The organism is Streptomyces sp. 2P-4 (genome assembly GCF_030167965.1).
In the GTDB taxonomy this organism is placed as follows: Bacteria; Actinomycetota; Actinomycetes; order Streptomycetales; family Streptomycetaceae; genus Streptomyces; species Streptomyces globosus_A.
On the sequence record NZ_CP095011.1, the window covers coordinates 635,921 to 654,131 of the forward strand.

Annotated in this window: 9 protein-coding genes; 7 read left to right on the forward strand and 2 right to left on the reverse strand. The window is 74.7% G+C overall.

What is annotated here, in order from left to right; translation table 11 throughout:
- Positions 1–2: 2 nt before the first annotated feature.
- Both MUK52_RS02940 and MUK52_RS02945 read right to left on the reverse strand, forming a co-directional pair.
- Complete coding sequence (locus MUK52_RS02940) at positions 3–2,768, reverse strand: LuxR C-terminal-related transcriptional regulator (protein WP_284574458.1); 2,766 nt, start codon at positions 2,766–2,768, stop codon at positions 3–5.
- A gap of 74 nt (positions 2,769–2,842) precedes the next feature.
- The gene (locus MUK52_RS02945) at positions 2,843–5,728 is read right to left on the reverse strand and encodes an ATP-binding protein (protein WP_114055389.1); all 2,886 of its coding nucleotides are present in this window, start codon (positions 5,726–5,728) and stop codon (positions 2,843–2,845) included.
- 312 nt (positions 5,729–6,040) lie between these two features.
- Between MUK52_RS02945 and MUK52_RS02950 the strand changes: the two genes are divergently transcribed.
- The 7 genes from MUK52_RS02950 to MUK52_RS02980 all read left to right on the forward strand — a co-directional run bounded on the left by MUK52_RS02950 (position 6,041) and on the right by MUK52_RS02980 (position 18,146).
- Positions 6,041–7,426: a glycosyltransferase gene (locus MUK52_RS02950; RefSeq protein ID WP_284574460.1), complete on the forward strand. Its 1,386-nt coding sequence runs from the start codon at positions 6,041–6,043 to the stop codon at positions 7,424–7,426.
- A 50-nt stretch (positions 7,427–7,476) separates the two neighbouring features.
- Complete coding sequence (locus MUK52_RS02955; protein ID WP_114055387.1) at positions 7,477–8,535, forward strand: DegT/DnrJ/EryC1/StrS family aminotransferase; 1,059 nt, start codon at positions 7,477–7,479, stop codon at positions 8,533–8,535.
- 30 nt (positions 8,536–8,565) lie between these two features.
- Complete coding sequence (locus tag MUK52_RS02960; RefSeq protein WP_114055386.1) at positions 8,566–9,747, forward strand: cytochrome P450; 1,182 nt, start codon at positions 8,566–8,568, stop codon at positions 9,745–9,747.
- Between the two features lie 113 nt (positions 9,748–9,860).
- Positions 9,861–10,055: a ferredoxin gene (locus tag MUK52_RS02965; RefSeq protein WP_114055385.1), complete on the forward strand. Its 195-nt coding sequence runs from the start codon at positions 9,861–9,863 to the stop codon at positions 10,053–10,055.
- A 66-nt stretch (positions 10,056–10,121) separates the two neighbouring features.
- A complete protein-coding gene (locus tag MUK52_RS02970) occupies positions 10,122–10,877 on the forward strand; it encodes a thioesterase II family protein (RefSeq protein WP_284574464.1) in 756 nt (251 codons plus the stop codon).
- A complete protein-coding gene (gene pabB / locus MUK52_RS02975) occupies positions 10,877–12,943 on the forward strand; it encodes an aminodeoxychorismate synthase component I (RefSeq protein WP_284574467.1) in 2,067 nt (688 codons plus the stop codon). The genes MUK52_RS02970 and pabB overlap by 1 nt, the downstream gene beginning before the upstream one ends.
- A 70-nt stretch (positions 12,944–13,013) precedes the next feature.
- A complete protein-coding gene (locus MUK52_RS02980) occupies positions 13,014–18,146 on the forward strand; it encodes a type I polyketide synthase (protein ID WP_284581638.1) in 5,133 nt (1,710 codons plus the stop codon).
- Positions 18,147–18,211 lie beyond the last annotated feature (65 nt).

Here is an 18,211-nt window from a genome sequence, read left to right on the forward strand (position 1 = left end):
GCTCAGTTTCCTTCCATGTCGCGTACGAGCGCCCGGAGTTCTTCCCGGCTGCCGATCCGCAGCTTGCGGTAGACCCGGCTCAGCCGGAGCTCCACGGCACGCCGCGACAGCGACAGCATTCCGGAGATCTGGGTGTTGCTGTGCCCGTGCGCGGCGAGCGTCGCCGTACGGGCCTCCGGCGGGGTCAGCTCGGCCCAGGAAGGGGGCCGGTCGGGACCGGGGCTCCGGCCGGGCGCGAGTTCCGCCGCGAGCCGCCGGGCGCACCGGGCCATCGGGCCCGCCGGGTGGGTGGCGGTGAGCACCTTGAGTTCGGCGACGGCCGCGGCGGCGGCCTGCCGGTTGCCGGCCGTGGCGAGTTCCGCGGCGGCGAGGTCGGCGAGCGCCCGCTGGTAGCCGGGACCGGCCGGGCCCCGGCGGAGCAGGTCGGCCGCGTAGCGGGCCCGGGCCGGATCCTCGTGGGCGGCGGCCGGTCCGGCGTTCAGCTCGGCCCATCCGACCGGGCCGACCGCACCCCATTTGCGGGCCAGCCGCAGCTCCTCGGAGCCCAGCAGGTGCGCCTCGGCTTCCTGTCCTGCCGCGCGCAGGAGCCGGGCTGCGACCGAACGCCACGGCAGCAGTGCGGGGTTGAGGTGGGCCCGGTGCAGGAGCAGGCGGCCGCATTCGCGCAGCAGGTGCACGGCCTCGGCGGTGTCCCGGCCGGCGGCCGCCACCAGGGCCTGCGCGAAGAGCAGGTGCGGCCAGTACGGACTGGGGCGGGCCGCGTCCGGCACCGGTTCGGCGGCGAGCGTACCGGCCCGTACGGTGTCGCCGCGTTCGAGGTCGACGACGATCCGCACGGCTCGCAGCTGTGCCGTCGCGGCGGGGTGCCGGCTGGGGCGGGGCAGCGCCCGTTCGGCGGCGCCGATGTCGTGTTCGGCGGCGGCGAGCAGGCCGCGGCGCAGGTTGAGTTCTGCGCGCGCGGCGAGGACGTGGGGTGCGGCGACCTGCCTGCCGTCCGCCCGCATGCCGGTGAGCAGGGCGGTCAGTCCGGCGTCGGCCTCGTCGTGGTCCCCGGTCAGGCACAGCGCCTTGCAGGCGGCGAGCCGGGGAAGGACGGGGGCGTCTCGTGCGGGCCGGGCGAGGGCGGCGCGGGCGAGCTCGCGCGCTGCGGTCAGGCCGTCGCCGGCCAGGGCGAGCTGCCAGGCGCGGGGGCCGGCCTGGAGGGCGGACGTCGGGCGGGCGGGCAGTGCGGGCATCGCGGGGACGACACGCTCGGCGTGCTCCCGGTCGGCCGGGTCGGCCGACCAGTAGAGCGCGACGAGGGCTTCCTGCTCCTCGGCGGCGGCGGCCGGCCGGGCTTCGGCCGCGGCGCGGCGCATCCCGTCGGTGTCCCCGGCGGCGAGTCCGAGGTCCAGGGCACGGACGCGCAGGGCCGACCGGGCGGCGTCGCGGGTACGGGTGAGGCCGCCGAGCCGTCGGATGCCCGCCTCGGGAGCGGTGACGAGTTCGGCGGCGGCCAGATCGAGGGTGAGCCCGGCGTGGCTCTGCTCGTCGAGCGGTTCGCGCAGGGCGCGGGCCAGGAACGCCGCCGCCCGGGTGTGGTCGCCCGCCCGCTGGGCCGCCGCGCAGCCGCGGCGCAGGACCGGGACGGCCCAGGGGCTGCCGGCGGGGCGCGCGTGCAGCAGGAGGCCGGCGACCTCCTGGTCGGCGGCGCCGCCGTGGTGGGCGAGACGGGCGGCGGCCGCGTGCAGGTCGGCCCGGTCGGCCGGTTCCATCCCGGCCAGGATCCGCAGGCCGGCCTCGGCTCTGATGCGCATGCCGGCACCGGTGCCGGTGCCGGTGGTGTGGACGAAACCCGTGGCGTCGAGGACGGCGCGCAACCGGGCTTCCCGCAGGTGGCCGAGTCCCGCGAGGGCGCACACCGCGTGGAAGCCGAGGACCTCGCCGCCGACGGCTAAGGCGCGCAGCACGGCGACGGTCTCGTCCGGCAGGCCCCGCAGGACCCGGCCGATGTGGTCGTCCAGCGCCGCACGGCCGACGGCTTCGAGTTCGGGGATCCGCTCGGTGACCGGGAGGTGGCCGCGGCGGCTGAACTGCCGCAGGGCGGCGTGCAGTACGGCCGGGGTTGCCGCCGAGATCCGCCGGGCGGCGGCGGTGAACTCCGGTTCGCCCTCGGCTCCGCACACCGTGCGCACGGTGAGGGCGGTGTCGGCGTGGGAGGGAGGGCCCAGCAGCAGCTGGTGGGCGCGCTCCGGTTCCGGCGCCGAGGCGGCCAGGCACCGCCAGTCGGGGCCGAGCGCGCCGGCGTCGGTGCCACTGGCCAGGACGACCAGCGGGGCGGTGGCGGAGCGCCGTACCAGGGCGTGGAGCCAGTGCAGCGATTCGGGGTCGGCCCACTGGGCGTCTTCGAGGACCAGCAGGAGGGGGTGCTGCCGGGCGGCGCGGAGCACCGGGGCGAGCCGGCCGGGAGCGGCGCCGAGGGAGGTCAGCAGTTGCGCGGCCACGCCGTGGCGCAGCCCGGACTCGGAGGGGACGGCCCGGGCGCTGAGCACCCGCAGGCCGCGGTACCGGCCGATGCGGGCGGTGCGGCGGGCGAGGGCGTTCTGGCCGTAGCCGGGGCGTCCGGTGACGGTGACGACGGCGGACCGTCCGGCGGCGAGACCGTCGAGCAGGACGCCGAGCGTGTCCTGCTCTCGGCTGTGGTGCGTCAACGGGCCCGCAGCGCCGTGCGGTTCGGGGACCGGGGGGGCGTCCGGGCGGGTGGGGTCCGGCGGTGCCGAGGGCGACATGGATGTGATCGGATTCCGGGGTCGGCGGCGGGTGGACGGCGTGGTCGGTACGGGCACGGGGGCCGGCTCCGGGCTCAGCCGCTCCATGCCGGCGTGCGGGCCGGGACGGCGGCGGGTGCGCGCAGGGTGGTCGCGAGGGCCGCGCGGCGGCTGACGCCCAGCTTGCGGTAGACGCTGGTGAGGTGGGTCTCGACCGTGCGCAGGGTGACACACAGGGACCGGGCGATCTCCCGGTTGCTGGCCCCGTCCAGGACCAGGCCCACGACCTTGCGTTCGGCTGCGGTGAGGAGGTCCTCGCGCGCTCCGGTGAGCTCCGGCATGCGTCCGCCCGCGGCGATGAGCAGCCGGCGGGCGCTGCGGGCGCGGGACAGCGCTCCGCAGGAGTGGGCGAGGTCGGCGGCGGAGCGCAGGTACGGGCGGGCCTTGGCGTGGTCGCCCTGGGCCAGCAGGCGGCGGCCGAGTGCGAAGGCGGCCCGGGCCTGTTCGGTCCTGGCGGGCGAGGCCGCCAGGGTGTCGGCTGCCTCCGCCAGCAGTTCGGTGCCGGCTCGGCCCGGGGTGATGACACCGCGGGCCAGGGCGGCGGTGCCCAGGGCGTGCGCGGTGCCCCAGCGCTCGGCCAGTTCGGTGCCGTATTCGGCGTGGGCTGCGGCTTCCCGCGGGCGGCGCAGGGCGGCGAGGGCGTGGCACGCCTCCGCCCACCAGGGAGCGAACACCGGGTTGGCGAGGCCGGCTTCCCGCTGGGCCCGGCCGGCGGCGAGCAGCAGCCGCAGGGCCCCTTCGCGGTCGCCGAGCGCGTGGCGGACGCGTGCGCGGACCATCAGGTAGAGCTGCTGGTCGACGACGGGTCCGGCCGGGGACGGCGGGACGGTGATCCCGGCGATCAGGTCCTCGGCGCGGGCGGGTTCGCCCCGGTCGCCGAGGGCCGCGGCGAGGACCAGGCGGGGCAGGGCCGGGGGCTGTGCCGTGCGGCCTGCCGCTGCGAGGGCCGCGTGGGCGTCGTCCATCGCCTCGGCGAGCGCGCCGGTGCCGTACAGGACGAGGGCGCGGGCGGAGTGGGCGAGGGCACGGGTCCAGCCCGTGTCCGGTTCCTCGGTCTGCGCCTGGGCCACCGCGTCGTTCAGGGCGGCGAGCGCGTCGGTGGTCTCGTCGGCCAGGGCGAGCACGGTGCAGGAGGCGATCACGGGCCAGGAGGCGCGGGGGCCCGGAGCGTCCAGCACCCGGCGGGCGTGGGTGCGCGCCGCCTGGCGCGCGTTGTCGTAGAGCGCCGCGACCAGGGCGGTCACGGCGCCGGTGTGGGCGGGCACCGGCTCGGGAGTGCGTTCGGTGCGCTCGGTGCGCTCGGGCGGTGCCGCGGTGCCGGTGCGGTCGGCGGAGCCCATGAGGAGCAGAGCCGATTCCAGGGCCAGGGCCGAGTCCCGCAGACCCGTTGCGGTGCGCAGTTCGGCCAGGACCTCCGCGGGGCCGCGGTCACCGGGTACGGCCCGGCCGGCGGCCAGGCAGGTGGTGGTGTACTGCACGGCGGCCGCGGCGCGGGCGCGCAGGTCGGGGGCGCGGTGGAGGGCCTCCCTCAGCAGGGCGAGGGCGGCGTCCGGGTCGGTGTGGGCCACGAGGCCGGCCAGCCGGAGCCGCAGGGTGCCGTCCTCTGGCGCGGCGTCGAGCACGCGGCGCAGGTAGCGCGCGGCGGTGCCGGGGGCGCCGCGGTCCTCGGCCGCGACGGCGGCGTCGCGCAGCATCGAGGCCATCCAGGGCCGGGGGGCGCCGGGCATGGCCAGCAGGTGTCCGGCGACTTCTTCGGCCGGGCGGCCGGCGTCGCTGAGCAGCAGGGCGGCCCGGGCGCGCAGCCGGGCGAGGTGGCCGGCGGCGAGTGGTTCGAGGACCGCGGTGCGTATCTCGTCGCTCGCGAGGCCGGTGCGGCCGGGCGCCAGGACCTCGGCCTGCCGGAGCGCGGAGAGGGCGTCCTCGGCCTGGACGGCGGAGACGCCGGCCAGCGCGGCGATCAGGTCGGGCAGGTCGTCGCCGAGCACGGCCATCGCCGTGGCGACGGCCTCCACCCAGGCCGGTTTTCGGTCGAAGAGGTCGCGGATGGACCGTGCGGTCAGGCGGCCGCCGAGTTCGCGGGCCTGCCGGGCGCCTTCGCTGTCCGGCAGGGCTCCCGCGCGCCGCAGTTCCGCCAGGAGCCGGGAGGTTCGGCCCGGGTTGCCGCCGCAGACGTCGGCGACCCGGGCGGCGAACGCGGGCGCGACCGGGCGCGCGAAGGCGTGGCGTGCCATCTCGCCGACGGCGGCCGCGCTCAGGGGGCGCAGGGGCACGGTGGTGTACGAGGGGTGGGCGGCGAACCCGGACCACGGGGTGCCGTCGGCGGGCTCGGTCTCGGTGCTGCGGGCCAGGACCAGCAGCAGGGGCAGCCCGTCTGCGCGGCGCAGCAGGAAGTCGAGCCAGCGCAGGGTGTGTTCGTCGCACAGGTGGGCGTCGTCGAGCACGAGCGCGAGGGGCTGGTGGGCGAGCAGTCGGGAGACGATGCCGAACAGCCCTTGGAAGACCGGGTAGTCGGCGTCGAAGGCGAAGGGGCGGCGGTCCGCCCCGGGGATCAGTGCGGGCAGGGCGCGGCGTGCGGCTCCGCGCATCAGCGGGTGGCGCGCGGCGCCCTCGCCGGCCAGGCCGAGCGGGTGCAGCAGGGACCGGGCACCGCCGTAGGCGGCGGTCGTGGTGTCCGGTCGGCACACTCCGTGCAGGGACATCATGCCCCGTCCGCCGCCCGTCGCGCCGCGCTCCAGGTCACCGGAGCCGTCGAGGAACGCCCGGACGAGGCTGCTCTTTCCGATACCGGGCGGCCCGGTGAGGACCACGATCCCCGAACGGCCGGCGCAGGCCGCCGCGGCCCGCCCGAAGATGGTACGTATTTCGCCATCGCGGCCGAATATGACTCTTCTCGCGCACGACGGGCCCGACTGGCCAGACAAAGAATCCCCCTCGTTGAACGGAAAGGGCCGGGTCCCCCACCCGCACCTTTTCCCACCATTCCCTACGGTCGTCGAACGGTGGCAGCGTACCGGAGCCAGAGAGCGCTCTCTGTATGAAGTCCGTCACGGGGGCGAAAAGCTTACGCAGCCTTAACAACCAGCGGCCGTCGCATGGTGGGCATTCGGCCAGCCGGGGGCGCTCAGCACCTCGCGGGCGCCCGGGGCCCGCCGACTCTAAGGATTTCCCGGCACGGCCCGTGAGACCAAGGAGGGGTGCAGCCAACCCCACCGGGCCTTGCCTCCAGGAGTGCGATGAGTACCACGCAGCGGCCCGTCCTCTTTGTCAGCCTTCCCGAAAGCGGCCTGGTCAACCCGCTTCTCGTCCTCGCGGCCGAGCTCTCACGGCGGCGCGTGCCCGACCTCTGGTTCGCGACGGACGAGCCCCGGCGCGCCGATGTGGAACGCCTGGGGGAGGGCTCGGCGGTCGAGTTCGCCTCGCTGGGCGAGGTGTTCCCGGAGCTCTCGGCGGTCAGCTGGCCGGACGAGGTATACCGCGAGGTGACCCAGTCCTCCCGCTTCAAGGCGCACCGAGCCGTGATCCGGCAGTCCTATCGCCCCGAACTCCAGGCGGAGAAGTTCCGGCGCCTGAATTCCCTCGTCGAGAAAATCAACCCGGCCCTCATGGTGATCGACTGCGTCGCCTCCTTCGGAGTCGACGTGGCACTCGCCCGGAACGTTCCGTTCGCCCTCAGCGTGCCGTTCCTGCCGAGCAACGTGCTCACTTCCCTCAATCCCTTCGGACCGTCCGGGACAGCGCGGGACTTCCCGGTCCCGCATTCGGGCCTGCCCTATCCGATGAATTTCTCCCAGCGGGTCCGGAACGAGCTCTTCAAGTACCGCACCCTGGGGATGTTCTTCCACCCGGCGATGGGCAGGGTCCTGTCCGAGGACGCGCGCCTGCGCAAGGAGCTGGGCCTGCCCAAGCCCAATCCGATGACCAGGGTCGACCGGGCCGAGGTGGTCCTGTGCAACTCGGTCGCCGAACTGGACTACCCCTTCACCGTGCCGGACCGGATGAAGCTGGTCGGGGCCATGGTTCCGCCGCTGCCGGAGGCGCCGCACGGCGAGGACGACGGCGGCCTCGGCGACTGGCTCGACGCCCGGGACTCGGTGGTCTACATGGGCTTCGGGACCATCACCCGGCTGACGCGGGAGGAGGTCGCCTCCCTGGTCGAGGTGGCCCGCCGGATGCAGGACCGGCACCACTTCCTGTGGCGGCTGCCCCAGGAGCAGCAGCACCTGCTGCCGGCCGCCGGGACCCTGCCCGGCAACCTGCGGATCGAGAGCTGGCTCCCCTCCCAGCTCGACGTGCTCGCCCACCCGAACGTGCGGCTGTTCTTCACCCACGGCGGCGGCAACGGGTTCAACGAGGGCATGTACTTCGGCAAGCCGATGGTGGTCCGCCCCCTCTGGGTGGACTGCTACGACCAGGCGGTACGCGGCCAGGACTTCGGCCTGAGCCTGACCCTGGACCGCCCGCGGGACGTCGACCCCGACGACGTCGTCGACAAACTCACCCGGGTCCTGGACGACCCGCGGTTCCGCGAGCGCGCGGAGCGGATCGCGGGTCTCCACCGTGCGGCCGGCGGGCGGCGCGCCGCGGCCGACCTCCTCCTCGGGCTGCCCGCCCTCTCCTGACCGGCCCCGCAGGGCACCCTCTCCCCCGCCCCACTCCGAACGAGGATGACATGTCCCTCAAATACCCTGTTTCCCGGCCCAGTCTGAAGGGCCGGGAACTCGCCTACGTCACCGAGACGATCACCGACGGCTGGATTTCCTCCCAAGGGCCGTACGTCCGGCGCTTCGAGCAGGCATTCGCCGAGTACACCGGAATCGCGCACGGCGTCGCTTGTTCCTCTGGTACCACCGCACTCACCGTGGCGCTCCGCGCGCTGGGCATCGGCCCGGGCGACGAAGTGATCGTCCCGGAATTCACCATGGTGGCCTCCGCCTGGGCCGTCAGCTACACCGGCGCGACACCGGTGTTCGTCGACTGCGCCGACGACCTCAACATCGATCCGGGCAAGATCGAGGAAAAGATCACCTCCCGGACCAAGGCCATCATGCCCGTCCACGTCTACGGCCGCCGCTGCGCCATGGACGCGATCATGAATATCGCGTACGACTACAACCTGCGCGTGGTGGAGGACTCCTCCGAAGCGCACGGCATCCCCGTCGTGGGCGACATCGCCTGCTACTCCCTCTTCGCCAACAAGATCATCACAGCGGGTGAGGGCGGCATCTGCCTCACCGACGACCCGCGGCTGGCCGAGCAGATGGCCCACCTGCGCGCGATGGCCTTCACCAAGGACCACAGCTTCCTGCACAAGAAACTTGCCTACAACTTCCGGATGACCGCCATGCAGGGGGCCATGGCGCTCGCCCAGGTGGAGCAGCTCGACGACTTCCTCGCCCTGCGCCGCGAGATCGAACGCCGCTACGACCAGGGCCTCAAGGACATCCCCGGCATCACCCTGATGCCGCAGCGCGACGTGCTCTGGATGTACGACGTACGGGCCGAGCGCCGGGACGAGCTGCGCACCTTCCTGCGCGCCGAGGGCATCGAGACCCGCGTCTTCTTCAAGCCGATGAGCCGCCAGCCCGGCTACCACGACCCCGTCTGGCCGTACCTCAACGCCAGCCGCTTCAGCGAGGACGGGCTCTACCTGCCCACGTACACCGAACTGACCGCCGCAGACCAGGACTACGTGACCGGGAAGATCCGCGCCTTCTACGGCGTGGCCTGAGCCCGCACCGACCGACGGAGGACGAAGACCATGGCCGGCACCGCCGAACCGAAAGTTGTCCCCTTCCCGCTACGGGTCCCCGGCGAGCCCTTCCCGCCGCCCCGCTACGAGGAGTACCGCCGCAGCGAGGGACTGGTGCTGACCCATCTGCCGAACGGCAACCGGGTCTGGCTGGTGACCCGGCACGCGGAGGTGCGTGCCGTCCTCACCAGCAAGAAGATCAGCGCGAACCCCGACCGCGAGGGCTTCCCGCACATCAGCGACACCATGGGCGTCCCCCGGCAGGAGCAGATCCCGGGGTGGTTCGTCGGCCTCGACTCGCCCGAGCACGACCGGTTCCGCAAGGCCCTGATCCCGGAGTTCACCGTGCGCCGCGTACGCGAGATGCGCCCGGCGATCGAACGCACCGTGGACGGGCTGATCGACAGCATGCTGGCCGCCGGGAACACCGCCGACCTGGTGGCCGACTTCGCGCTGCCCGTGCCCTCTCTGGTGATCTCCTCGCTCCTCGGCGTACCTCCGGTGGACCGCGACTTCTTCGAGTCCCGCACCCGCACCCTGGTCGCCATCCGCACGTCCACCGAGCGGCAGCGCGACACGGCCGCCAAGGAGCTGCTGCGCTACATCAACCGGCTCGTCGGCATCAAGGCGACGTGGCCGGGCGACGACCTGATCAGCCGGCTGCTGGCCACGGGCTCGATCAGCACCCAGGAGATGACCGGGGTGCTGATGCTGCTGCTCATCGCGGGGCACGAGACCACGGCGAACAACATCGCGCTCGGCGTGGTGACCCTGCTCCTCAACCCGCAGTGGATCGGGGACCAGCGGGCGGTCGAGGAGACGCTGCGCTTCCACTCGGTCGCCGACCTGGTGGCCCTGCGCGTCGCCGTCGAGGACGTGGAGATCGGCGGCCGGCTGATCCGCGCCGGCGAGGGCGTCATCCCGCTGGCCGCGGCCGCCAACCACGACGAGGAGGCGTTCGCCTGCCCGCACCTCTTCGATCCGGCCCGCACCGAGCGCCACCACGTGGCCTTCGGCTACGGCGTGCACCAGTGCCTGGGGCAGAACCTCGTACGGGCCGAGATGGAGATCGTCTACCGGCGGCTGTTCGAGCGGATCCCGACCCTCGCCCTCGCGGTGCCGGCGGAGGAACTCCCGCTCAAGTACGACGGCGTGCTGTGCGGGCTGCACGAACTGCCCGTCCGCTGGTAACCCCCGGGGGTGTCCGGCGCCCCTTCCCCGCCGCCGGCTCCCGCTCCCTCCGCCCTTCCGCCCTCGCCGCCTTTCCGTCCTTCCCTCCTTCCGTCCCTCCCGAAAGAGAAGCCATGCGCATCACCGTGGACACCGATCGCTGCGTCGGCGCCGGACAGTGCGTGCTGTCCGCGCCCGGCGTGTTCGATCAGGACGCCGACGGGGTGGTCCTCGTCCTCGACCCCAGCCCGGCACCCGCGGACCACGAGGCCGTGTGGCAGGCGGGCGACCTGTGCCCCGCCCACACCATCACCGTCTACGGGGACTGATCCCGCGACCCGGCCCGCACCCGCCCCACCCCGTCCCCTCCTCGTTCCCCGGAAAGGAACCGCACCTTGAACAGCACGGACCACTCGTCGGCCCTGTGGCTGCGCCGCTTCCACCCCGCCCCCGAAAGCCCCGTCCGGCTGGTCTGCTTCCCGCACGCCGGCGGATCCGCCAGCTTCTTCCACCCGGTGTCAAGGCGGTTCTCCCCCGCGGCCGACATCGTCTCGCTGCAGTACCCGGGCCGTCAGGACCGCCGCAAGGAGCCCTGCGTCCAGGACATCGAGACCCTGGCCGACCTGATCGTCGACGAGCTGCTGGCCCTCGACGAGAAGCCCACCGTGTTCTTCGGGCACAGCATGGGTGCCGTGCTCGCCTTCGAGACCGCCTGGCGGCTGGAGCAGAAGGGCACCCACGAGCCGAAGTCCGTGATCGCCTCCGGCCGCCGCGGCCCGTCCACGGTGCGCACCGAAACCGTGCACCGCCGCGACGACGACGGCATCATCGCCGAACTCCGACTGCTGAACGGCACCAACCCGGACCTCCTCGGCGACGAGGAGATCCTTCGCATGGCCCTCCCGGCCATCCGCGGGGACTACGAGGCCATCGAGAAGTACGGCTGCCCGCCCGGCCGCACGCTCCGCTGCCCGATCACCGTGCTCACCGGCGACGCCGACCCGCGCACCTCGGAGGCCGAAGCCCGGGCCTGGCAGGAGCACACCGAAGACGTCTTCCGGATGAAGGTGTACCCCGGCGGCCACTTCTTCCTCACCGAGCACATCCAGGCCGTGGGCGACGAGATGGCGCGCGAACTCGGGATCCTGTGATGCGGACTCTCCTCGTCGACAACTACGACTCCTTCACCTACAACCTCTTCCACTACCTGGCCGAGGTGAACGGCGAGGAGCCCGAGGTGATCCGCAACGACGACCCGGCCTGGCGGGACGGACTCCTCGACGGGTTCGACAGCGTGGTGCTGTCGCCCGGCCCCGGCACGCCGCACCGCCCGGCCGACTTCGGCCTGTGCGCGCGGATCGCCGAGGAGGGCCGGCTCCCCGTTCTCGGCGTCTGCCTCGGCCACCAGGGCATGGCCCTCGCCCACGGCGCCGAGGTCGGCCCGGCCCCGGCCCCGCGCCACGGGCGGACCTCCCTGGTCCGGCACGGCGGCCACGGACTCTTCGAGGGCATCCCCGACCCCCTGGAGGTGGTGCGCTACCACTCGCTGGCGGTCGCCTCGCTGCCGCCCGCGCTGGAGGCGATCGCCCACAGCGCCGACGACGGCGTGGTCATGGCGCTGCGCCACCGCACCCTGCCGCTGTGGGGCGTGCAGTTCCACCCCGAGTCGATCGGCACGGGCAGCGGGCACCAGCTGCTGGCCAACTTCCGCGACCTGGCGTACGCGCACGGCCGGCGCAGACGGCGCCCGGCCCGCGCAACGGCGCCGGCGGCCGCCCCGGCCCCGGCTCCTCAAGAAGCACCGGTCCGGCGGCTGCGGGTGCTGGCCGAGCAGCTCTCCACCCGCTGGGAGGCCGAACCGGTCTTCGACCGGCTCTTCCGCACCGGCGCGTACCCCTTCTGGCTGGACAGCAGCCGCGCCGACGCCCGGCTCGGGCAGATCTCGGTCATGGGCAACGCCTCCGGGCCGCTGGCCCGCACCGCCACCGCGGACGTGTCCGGCGCCACCGTGACCGTCACCGGGAACGGCCGGGACCAGACCGTCCGCAGCCCGTTCCTCGACTGGCTGGAACGCGACCTCGCCGCGCTGCGGACCGAAGTCCCCGAGCTCCCCTTCGAGTTCGCGCTGGGCTGGGTGGGCTGCCTGGGCTACGAGCTGAAGGCCGAGTGCGGCGGGGAGGCGGCCCACCGCTCCCCCGACCCGGACGCCGTGATGGTCTTCGCGGACCGGGCCGTCGTCCTGGACCACCGGACGGACACCACGTACCTGCTGGCACTCGCCGAGGACGGTGACGAGGCCGCCGCCCGGGCCTGGCTGCGCAACACGGCGGCCGAGCTGGAAGGGCTCGCGGGCCAGGCGCCCGAACCCTGCCCCGCCCCGGCCGGGCTCACCGGGCCGGACCTGCGCGCACGCCACGACCGCGAGGCCTACCTCAAGCTCATCGACGTCTGCCACGAGGAGATACGCGCCGGCGAGACGTACGAGGTGTGCCTGACGAACATGATCGAGGCGGAGACCGCCCTCGACCCCTGGCAGGCCTACCGCCACCTGCGCCGGGCGAGTCCGGCCCCGTTCGCCGCGTTCCTCGGCTTCGGCTCCCTCTCGGTGCTGAGCACCTCGCCCGAGCGCTTCCTGCGCATCGACCGGCAGGGCACGATGGAGTCCAAGCCCATCAAGGGCACCCGGCCGAGGCACGCCGACCCGGTCGAGGACGCCCGGCTCGCCGCCGATCTCGCGGGCAGCGAGAAGGACCGTGCCGAGAACCTGATGATCGTCGACCTGGTCCGGCACGACCTCGGCCGGTGCGCCGAGGTGGGCACGGTCGTCGCCGACCCGGTCTTCCAGGTCGAGTCCTACGCCACCGTGCACCAGCTCGTCAGCACCGTACGGGCGCAGCTGCGCACCGGAACCAGCGCGGTGGCGGGCATCCGCGCGGCCTTCCCCGGCGGCTCCATGACCGGGGCGCCGAAGATCCGCACCATGGAGATCATCGACCGGCTCGAAGGCGGCCCGCGCGGCATCTACTCGGGTGCCATCGGCTACTTCTCGCTGACCGGCGCAGCCGATCTCAGCATCGTCATCCGCACGGTGGTGCTCAGCGGCGGCACCCTGCGCTACGGGGTCGGCGGCGCGGTCATCGCCCTGTCGGACCCCACGGCCGAGTACGAGGAGACACGGGTCAAGTCGGCGCCTCTGCGGGCGCTGCTCCACGTCTAGGGCTTTTCCCGGTGGCGCGGGCCCAGCATGGAGCGGCAACACGCCCAGCGGCCGGCCTTCTCGGGAGTAACTGGTGTCCGTCCATGTCGATGACTACGCGGTCGAACCGGCCGCCGGGCCGCACGCAGCGCTGCGCGGCCTGACCCTGCCGGCCGTCTTCCGGGCCGCCGCGCAGGCGGATCCGGAGGCGGTGGCCCTGAGCGACGGGGACCGGCACCGGACCTGGCGGCAGTGGGAGGCGGATGTCGACGCGCTCGCCCGCGGCCTCCAGGAGCTGGGCGTCGGGGTCGGCGACGTGGTCGCGATCCAGCTGCCCAACTGCTGGGAGTACGAGACCCTGCACCTCGCCGTCGCGGCGATCGGCGCTGTCATGATGCCCGTCCACCAGGGCCATGGCAGCGCCGACGTGCTGGCGCTGGTGGAACGGGTGGCGCCGGTGGCACTGGTGCTGCCCGCGGACTCCGCGCACGCGGCGGACGCACCGGCCCTGTCCGCACTGCGGGCGGCCGTGCCCTCGCTGCGGTCGGTCCTGGTGGCGGGATCCGGCTCCGCCACGGGGGGCCTCGTGGGCATCGACGGGCTGCTGGAGCGGTGGGCCGGGGCGGCCCCGCACCCGGCCGGGGTGCGGCCGGAGATGCCCTTCGTGCTGCTGCCCTCCTCCGGTACGACCTCCGCCCGGCCGAAGATCTGCCTGCACAGCCACGACGGGCTGATGTCGAACACGGCGGCCGTGACGGAGGAGGCGGCCGGCTCGTTCGACGGCCCGGTGCTCACCGCCTGTCCCCTCACCCACCTGTTCGGCCTCCAGTCCCTGCACTCGGCCCTGTTCGCCCGCTGCCGCCAGGTACTGCTGCGCGGCTGGGACCCGGACCGGTTCCTGGAACTGGCCCGCGCGGCGCGGCCCGCCGTGGTGTTCGCCGTGCCCGCCCAGCTCCACGACGTGGCCGCCCGGCTCGCGGACACCGGGGCGCGGGCCGGATTCCGGCCGCGCGAGGTGCGGACGGCCGGAGCGGCCATCCCCGCGGCACTGGTGGCGCAGGTGCGCGAGGTGCTCGGCAGTCCGCTCGTCGTCGTGTGGGGCATGTCCGAGCTCGGCACCGGCACCTGCACGACCGCCGCCGACCCCGCCGACGTGCCCGCCCGCAGCGTGGGCCGGCCGACGTCCGGCGCGAGCGTGCGCGTCCTGCGCGAGGACGGCGCCGAGTGCGCGCCCGGCGAGCCGGGCGAGCTGTACTACCGCAGCCCCGGCATGTTCCGCGGCTACCACGGCGATCCCGCGCTGACCGCGGCGGCGGTCACCGAGGACGGCTGGCTGCGCACCGGGGACCGGGCGAGCGTGGACGGCGACGGCCGGGTCCGCTTCCTGGGCCGCTCGGCCGAGCTGATCAACGTGGGCGGCCGGAAGTTCGACGCGACGGAGATCCAGGGGCTGCTGGCGGACATGCCGGGCCTCGGGCCTGCGGCGGTGGTCGCCCGCCCCGACCGGCGGCTCGGCGAGTACCCGTGCCTGGTGGTCACCGGGCGGGCCGAGCGGCAGGTCACGCTGGCCCGGGTGACCGAGTTCCTGCTGGGGCGCGGGGTCGCCGACTACAAGCTGCCGCTGGAACTGGTGGTGGTCGGGGAGCTGCCCCGCACCCCGGCCGGCAAGCTGCACCGGCGGGCCCTGGAGAGCCTGCTGGCCGAGCAGGGGCCGGCCACCGGGTCCGGCGGCGGCTCCGTGCCCGCGTCGTACGCGGCTGCCCTCGAACTGGTCCGCGCCTGCGTCACCGAGGCACTCGCGCCGGCCGCCGAAGCCGCCCCCATCGGGGCGCGCACCACGTTCCGCGGCCACGGCCTGGACTCCGTCCGCAGCATCCGGCTGCGCAACCTGCTGGCCGAGGCGACCGGTCTCCCGCTGCCCGCGTCCCTCGCCTTCGACTTCCCCACACCCGACGCCGTGGCCCGCCATCTGCGGGGCGAGACGGCCGAGGACGCCGTGCCCTCCCTCCCCGTGTCCCCTTCCGGCGCGGCGGACGACGATCCCGTGGCCGTCGTGGGCATGGCCTGCCGGCTGCCCGGCGGCGTACGCGGCCCCGAGGACCTGTGGGCCCTGCTGACGGAGGGCCGGGACGCGATCGCGGGCTTCCCCGAGGACCGCGGCTGGGACCTGGAGCACCTCTTCGACGACGACCCCGAGCACCCCGGCACCTCGTACGCCCGCGAGGGCGGATTCCTGTCCGGGGCGGGCGCGTTCGACGCGGGGTTCTTCGGCTTCTCCGACCGGGAGGCACTGGCCGCCGACCCGCAGCAGCGGCTGCTGCTGGAGACCGCCTGGGAGGCGCTGGAGCAGGCCGGGATCGACCCGGCCTCGCTGCACGGCTCGCAGACCGGGGTGTTCGCGGGCGCCATGTACCACGACTACGCGCCCTCGGCCTCCGGCGACGGCCGGCCGGAACTGGAAGGGCTGCTCGCCCTCGGCACCGCCGGCAGCGCCCTGGCGGGCCGGATCGCATACACCTTCGGGCTCCAGGGCCCCGCGCTGACCGTGGACACGGCCTGCTCGTCCTCGCTGGTCGCGCTCCATCTGGCGTGCCGCTCGCTGCGGTCCGGCGAATCGTCCCTGGCCCTGGCGGGCGGCGTCGCCGTGATGGCCACACCGGCCTCGTTCACGGAGTTCTCCCGGCTGCGCGGGCTGGCCCCCGACGGCCGCTGCAAGTCCTTCGCGGACACCGCCGACGGCGCGGCCTGGTCGGAGGGGGTAGGCCTGCTGGTGCTGGAGCGCCTCTCCGAAGCCCGGCGCAACGGCCATCCGGTCCTCGCCCTGGTGCGCGGCTCCGCCGTGAACCAGGACGGCGCCTCCAACGGGATCACCGCCCCGCACGGGCCCGCGCAGCGGCGGGTGATCCGGCAGGCACTGGCCGACGCCGGACTGTCCGCCGCCGACGTGGACGCGGTGGAGGCACACGGCACCGGGACCGCGCTCGGCGACCCGATCGAGGCGCAGGCGCTGCTCGGCACGTACGGTGCCGCGCGCGAGCCGGACCGCCCCCTGTGGCTCGGCTCGGTGAAGTCGAACATCGGGCACGCGCAGGCGGCCGCGGGCGTGGCGGGCGTGATCAAGTCCGTACTGGCGCTGCGGGGCGGCGTACTGCCCAAGACCCTGCACGCGGACACTCCGACGTCCCGAGTGGACTGGTCGGCGGGGACCGTGCGGCTGCTCACCGAGGCCCGGCCCTGGCCCCGGGAGGCCGGGCGGGCCCGCCGGGCGGGGGTGTCCTCGTTCGGGATCAGCGGGACCAACGCCCACGTGATCCTGGAGGAGGCTCCGGACGAGGCGGCGCGGGAGGCCGTCGCCGAACAACCGTCGGAAGGCAGCGCTCCGGTGGCCTGGGTGCTGTCCGCGCGCAGTGCGCCCGCCCTGCGCGACCAGGCCCGCCGGCTGGCGGAGCACGTGGACGCCCGGCCCGGGCTGTCGGTGCGGGACGTGGCCTGTTCGCTGGCCCTCAGCCGTACCGTGCACCCCGGGCACCAGGCGTTCGCCGTGGGCGCGGATCGGCGTGAGCTCCTCGCGTCGGTACGGGCCTTGGCCGAGCTGGACGCTCCGGCCGGCGGGCCGGGCGACGGCGAGCTGGCGTACGTCTTCGCCGGGCAGGGCAGCCAGCGGCCCGGCATGGGGCGCGAACTGGCCCGCACGTACCCGGTGTTCGCGGCCGCGCTGCGGGAGGCGTGCGACGCACTCGATCCGCTGCTGGACCGGCCGCTGGCCGAGGTGATGTGGGCGGCCGGCGGCCCGGACGCCGCACTGCTGGAGCGTACGGAGTACACGCAGCCGGCGCTCTTCGCCCACGGGGTCGCCCTGTACCGGTTGTTCGAGTCGTGGGGGGTGGTGCCCGCGCGGCTGGTGGGGCATTCGGTGGGCGAGATCACCGCCGCGCACGTCGCGGGGGTGCTCTCCCTCCCGGACGCGGCCCGGCTCGTCGCGGCCCGGGGACGGCTGATGCAACGCCTGCCGGAGGGCGGCGCCATGCTCGCCGTACGGCTCCCGGAGGCCGAGCTCGGTCCGTGGCTGGAGGGCCTGCGGGGTGGTCCGGTCGCGGTGGCCGCCGTCAACGGGCCGCTTTCGGTGGTGCTCTCCGGTGCCTCCGGGCCCCTGGAGGAACTCGCGGGGAAGCTGGCTGCGGCGGGTGTGCGGACCAAGCGGCTCGCCGTCAGCCACGCCTTCCACTCCCCGCTGATGGATCCGATGCTGGACGGGTTCCGCGAGGTCGTCACCGGGCTCGCCTTCGCCGCCCCGGCCGTACCGGTCACGTCCTGCCTGACCGGGGCCCCGCTCACGGCAGCCGAGGCGTGCGATCCCGGCTTCTGGGTGCGGCATGTCCGGGAGCCGGTCCGGTTCCGCGACGCGGTCGCCGGCATGCGGGCCGACGGGACCGGGGTGTTCCTGGAGCTGGGCCCCGAGCCGGCGCTGGCACCGATGCTGGAGGAGTGCCTGGCCGCGGGCCCCGCTCAAGGGTCCGCCGTCCCGGCCGGCGGCGCCGCCGAGGAGCGCGCGGTGCTCGGGGCTCTGGCCCGGCTGCACCTGCTGGGGGTGCCGGTGGCCTGGCGGTCGGTGCTGCCCGGTGCGGCGGTCGTCCCGCTGCCCACGTACCCGTTCCAGCACCGCACGTACTGGGCCGCGGGCGGGGCTCCCGTGGAGGTCGCCGCCCCGGCAACCCCGGTGCTTGCGGGCCGGCTCGCCGGACTGGCCGGGGCCGAACAGCAGGCGCTGCTGCTGCGGCTGGTCCTGGACGAGACGGGGGCCGTGCTCGGCGGCCGCACCCTGACCGCCGCCGACGCCGGGGCGTCGTTCTCCGACATGGGCCTCACCTCGGTCAGCGCGGTCGAGCTGCGCAACCGGCTGCGGGCGGCCACCGGGACGCGTCTTCCGGCCACGCTGGTGTTCGACCATCCGACCCCGGCGGCCGTGGTCGACCTGGTACGGCAGGACCTGGCGGAGCACCTCGCCGGTACGGCCGGCCCTACCGTGTCCGGCCTCGTGGCCGAGCTGGCCGCGCTGCTCTCCGCGGGCTCGGAGCTCGACCCGGACGACGCGGCCCGCCTGGGAGCCCTCATACGCGACCGCGGGCCGGCACGGACCGCCGGCCACTCGGCCGGCGTCCCCTTCGACGTCGACACCGCGTCCGACGAGGACCTCTTCCGACGCCTGGACGGCGTCGGCCACTGACGGACCGCCTCGGTCCCCCTCCACAGCCGACCGGCGCACCCGCCGGTCGGCTGTCTGCCTTTCCC

What these genes read in the sequence shown, in the direction of transcription:
- MUK52_RS02940 (WP_284574458.1), bottom strand. Translation starts at nt 2,768, where the DNA reads ATGTCGCCCTCGGCACCGCCGGACCCCACCCGCCCGGACGCCCCCCCG.
- MUK52_RS02950 (WP_284574460.1), top strand. Translation starts at nt 6,041, where the DNA reads ATGAGTACCACGCAGCGGCCCGTCCTCTTTGTCAGCCTTCCCGAAAGC.
- pabB (WP_284574467.1), top strand. Translation starts at nt 10,877, where the DNA reads ATGCGGACTCTCCTCGTCGACAACTACGACTCCTTCACCTACAACCTC.
- MUK52_RS02960 (WP_114055386.1), top strand. Translation starts at nt 8,566, where the DNA reads ATGGCCGGCACCGCCGAACCGAAAGTTGTCCCCTTCCCGCTACGGGTC.
- MUK52_RS02965 (WP_114055385.1), top strand. Translation starts at nt 9,861, where the DNA reads ATGCGCATCACCGTGGACACCGATCGCTGCGTCGGCGCCGGACAGTGC.
- MUK52_RS02955 (WP_114055387.1), top strand. Translation starts at nt 7,477, where the DNA reads ATGTCCCTCAAATACCCTGTTTCCCGGCCCAGTCTGAAGGGCCGGGAA.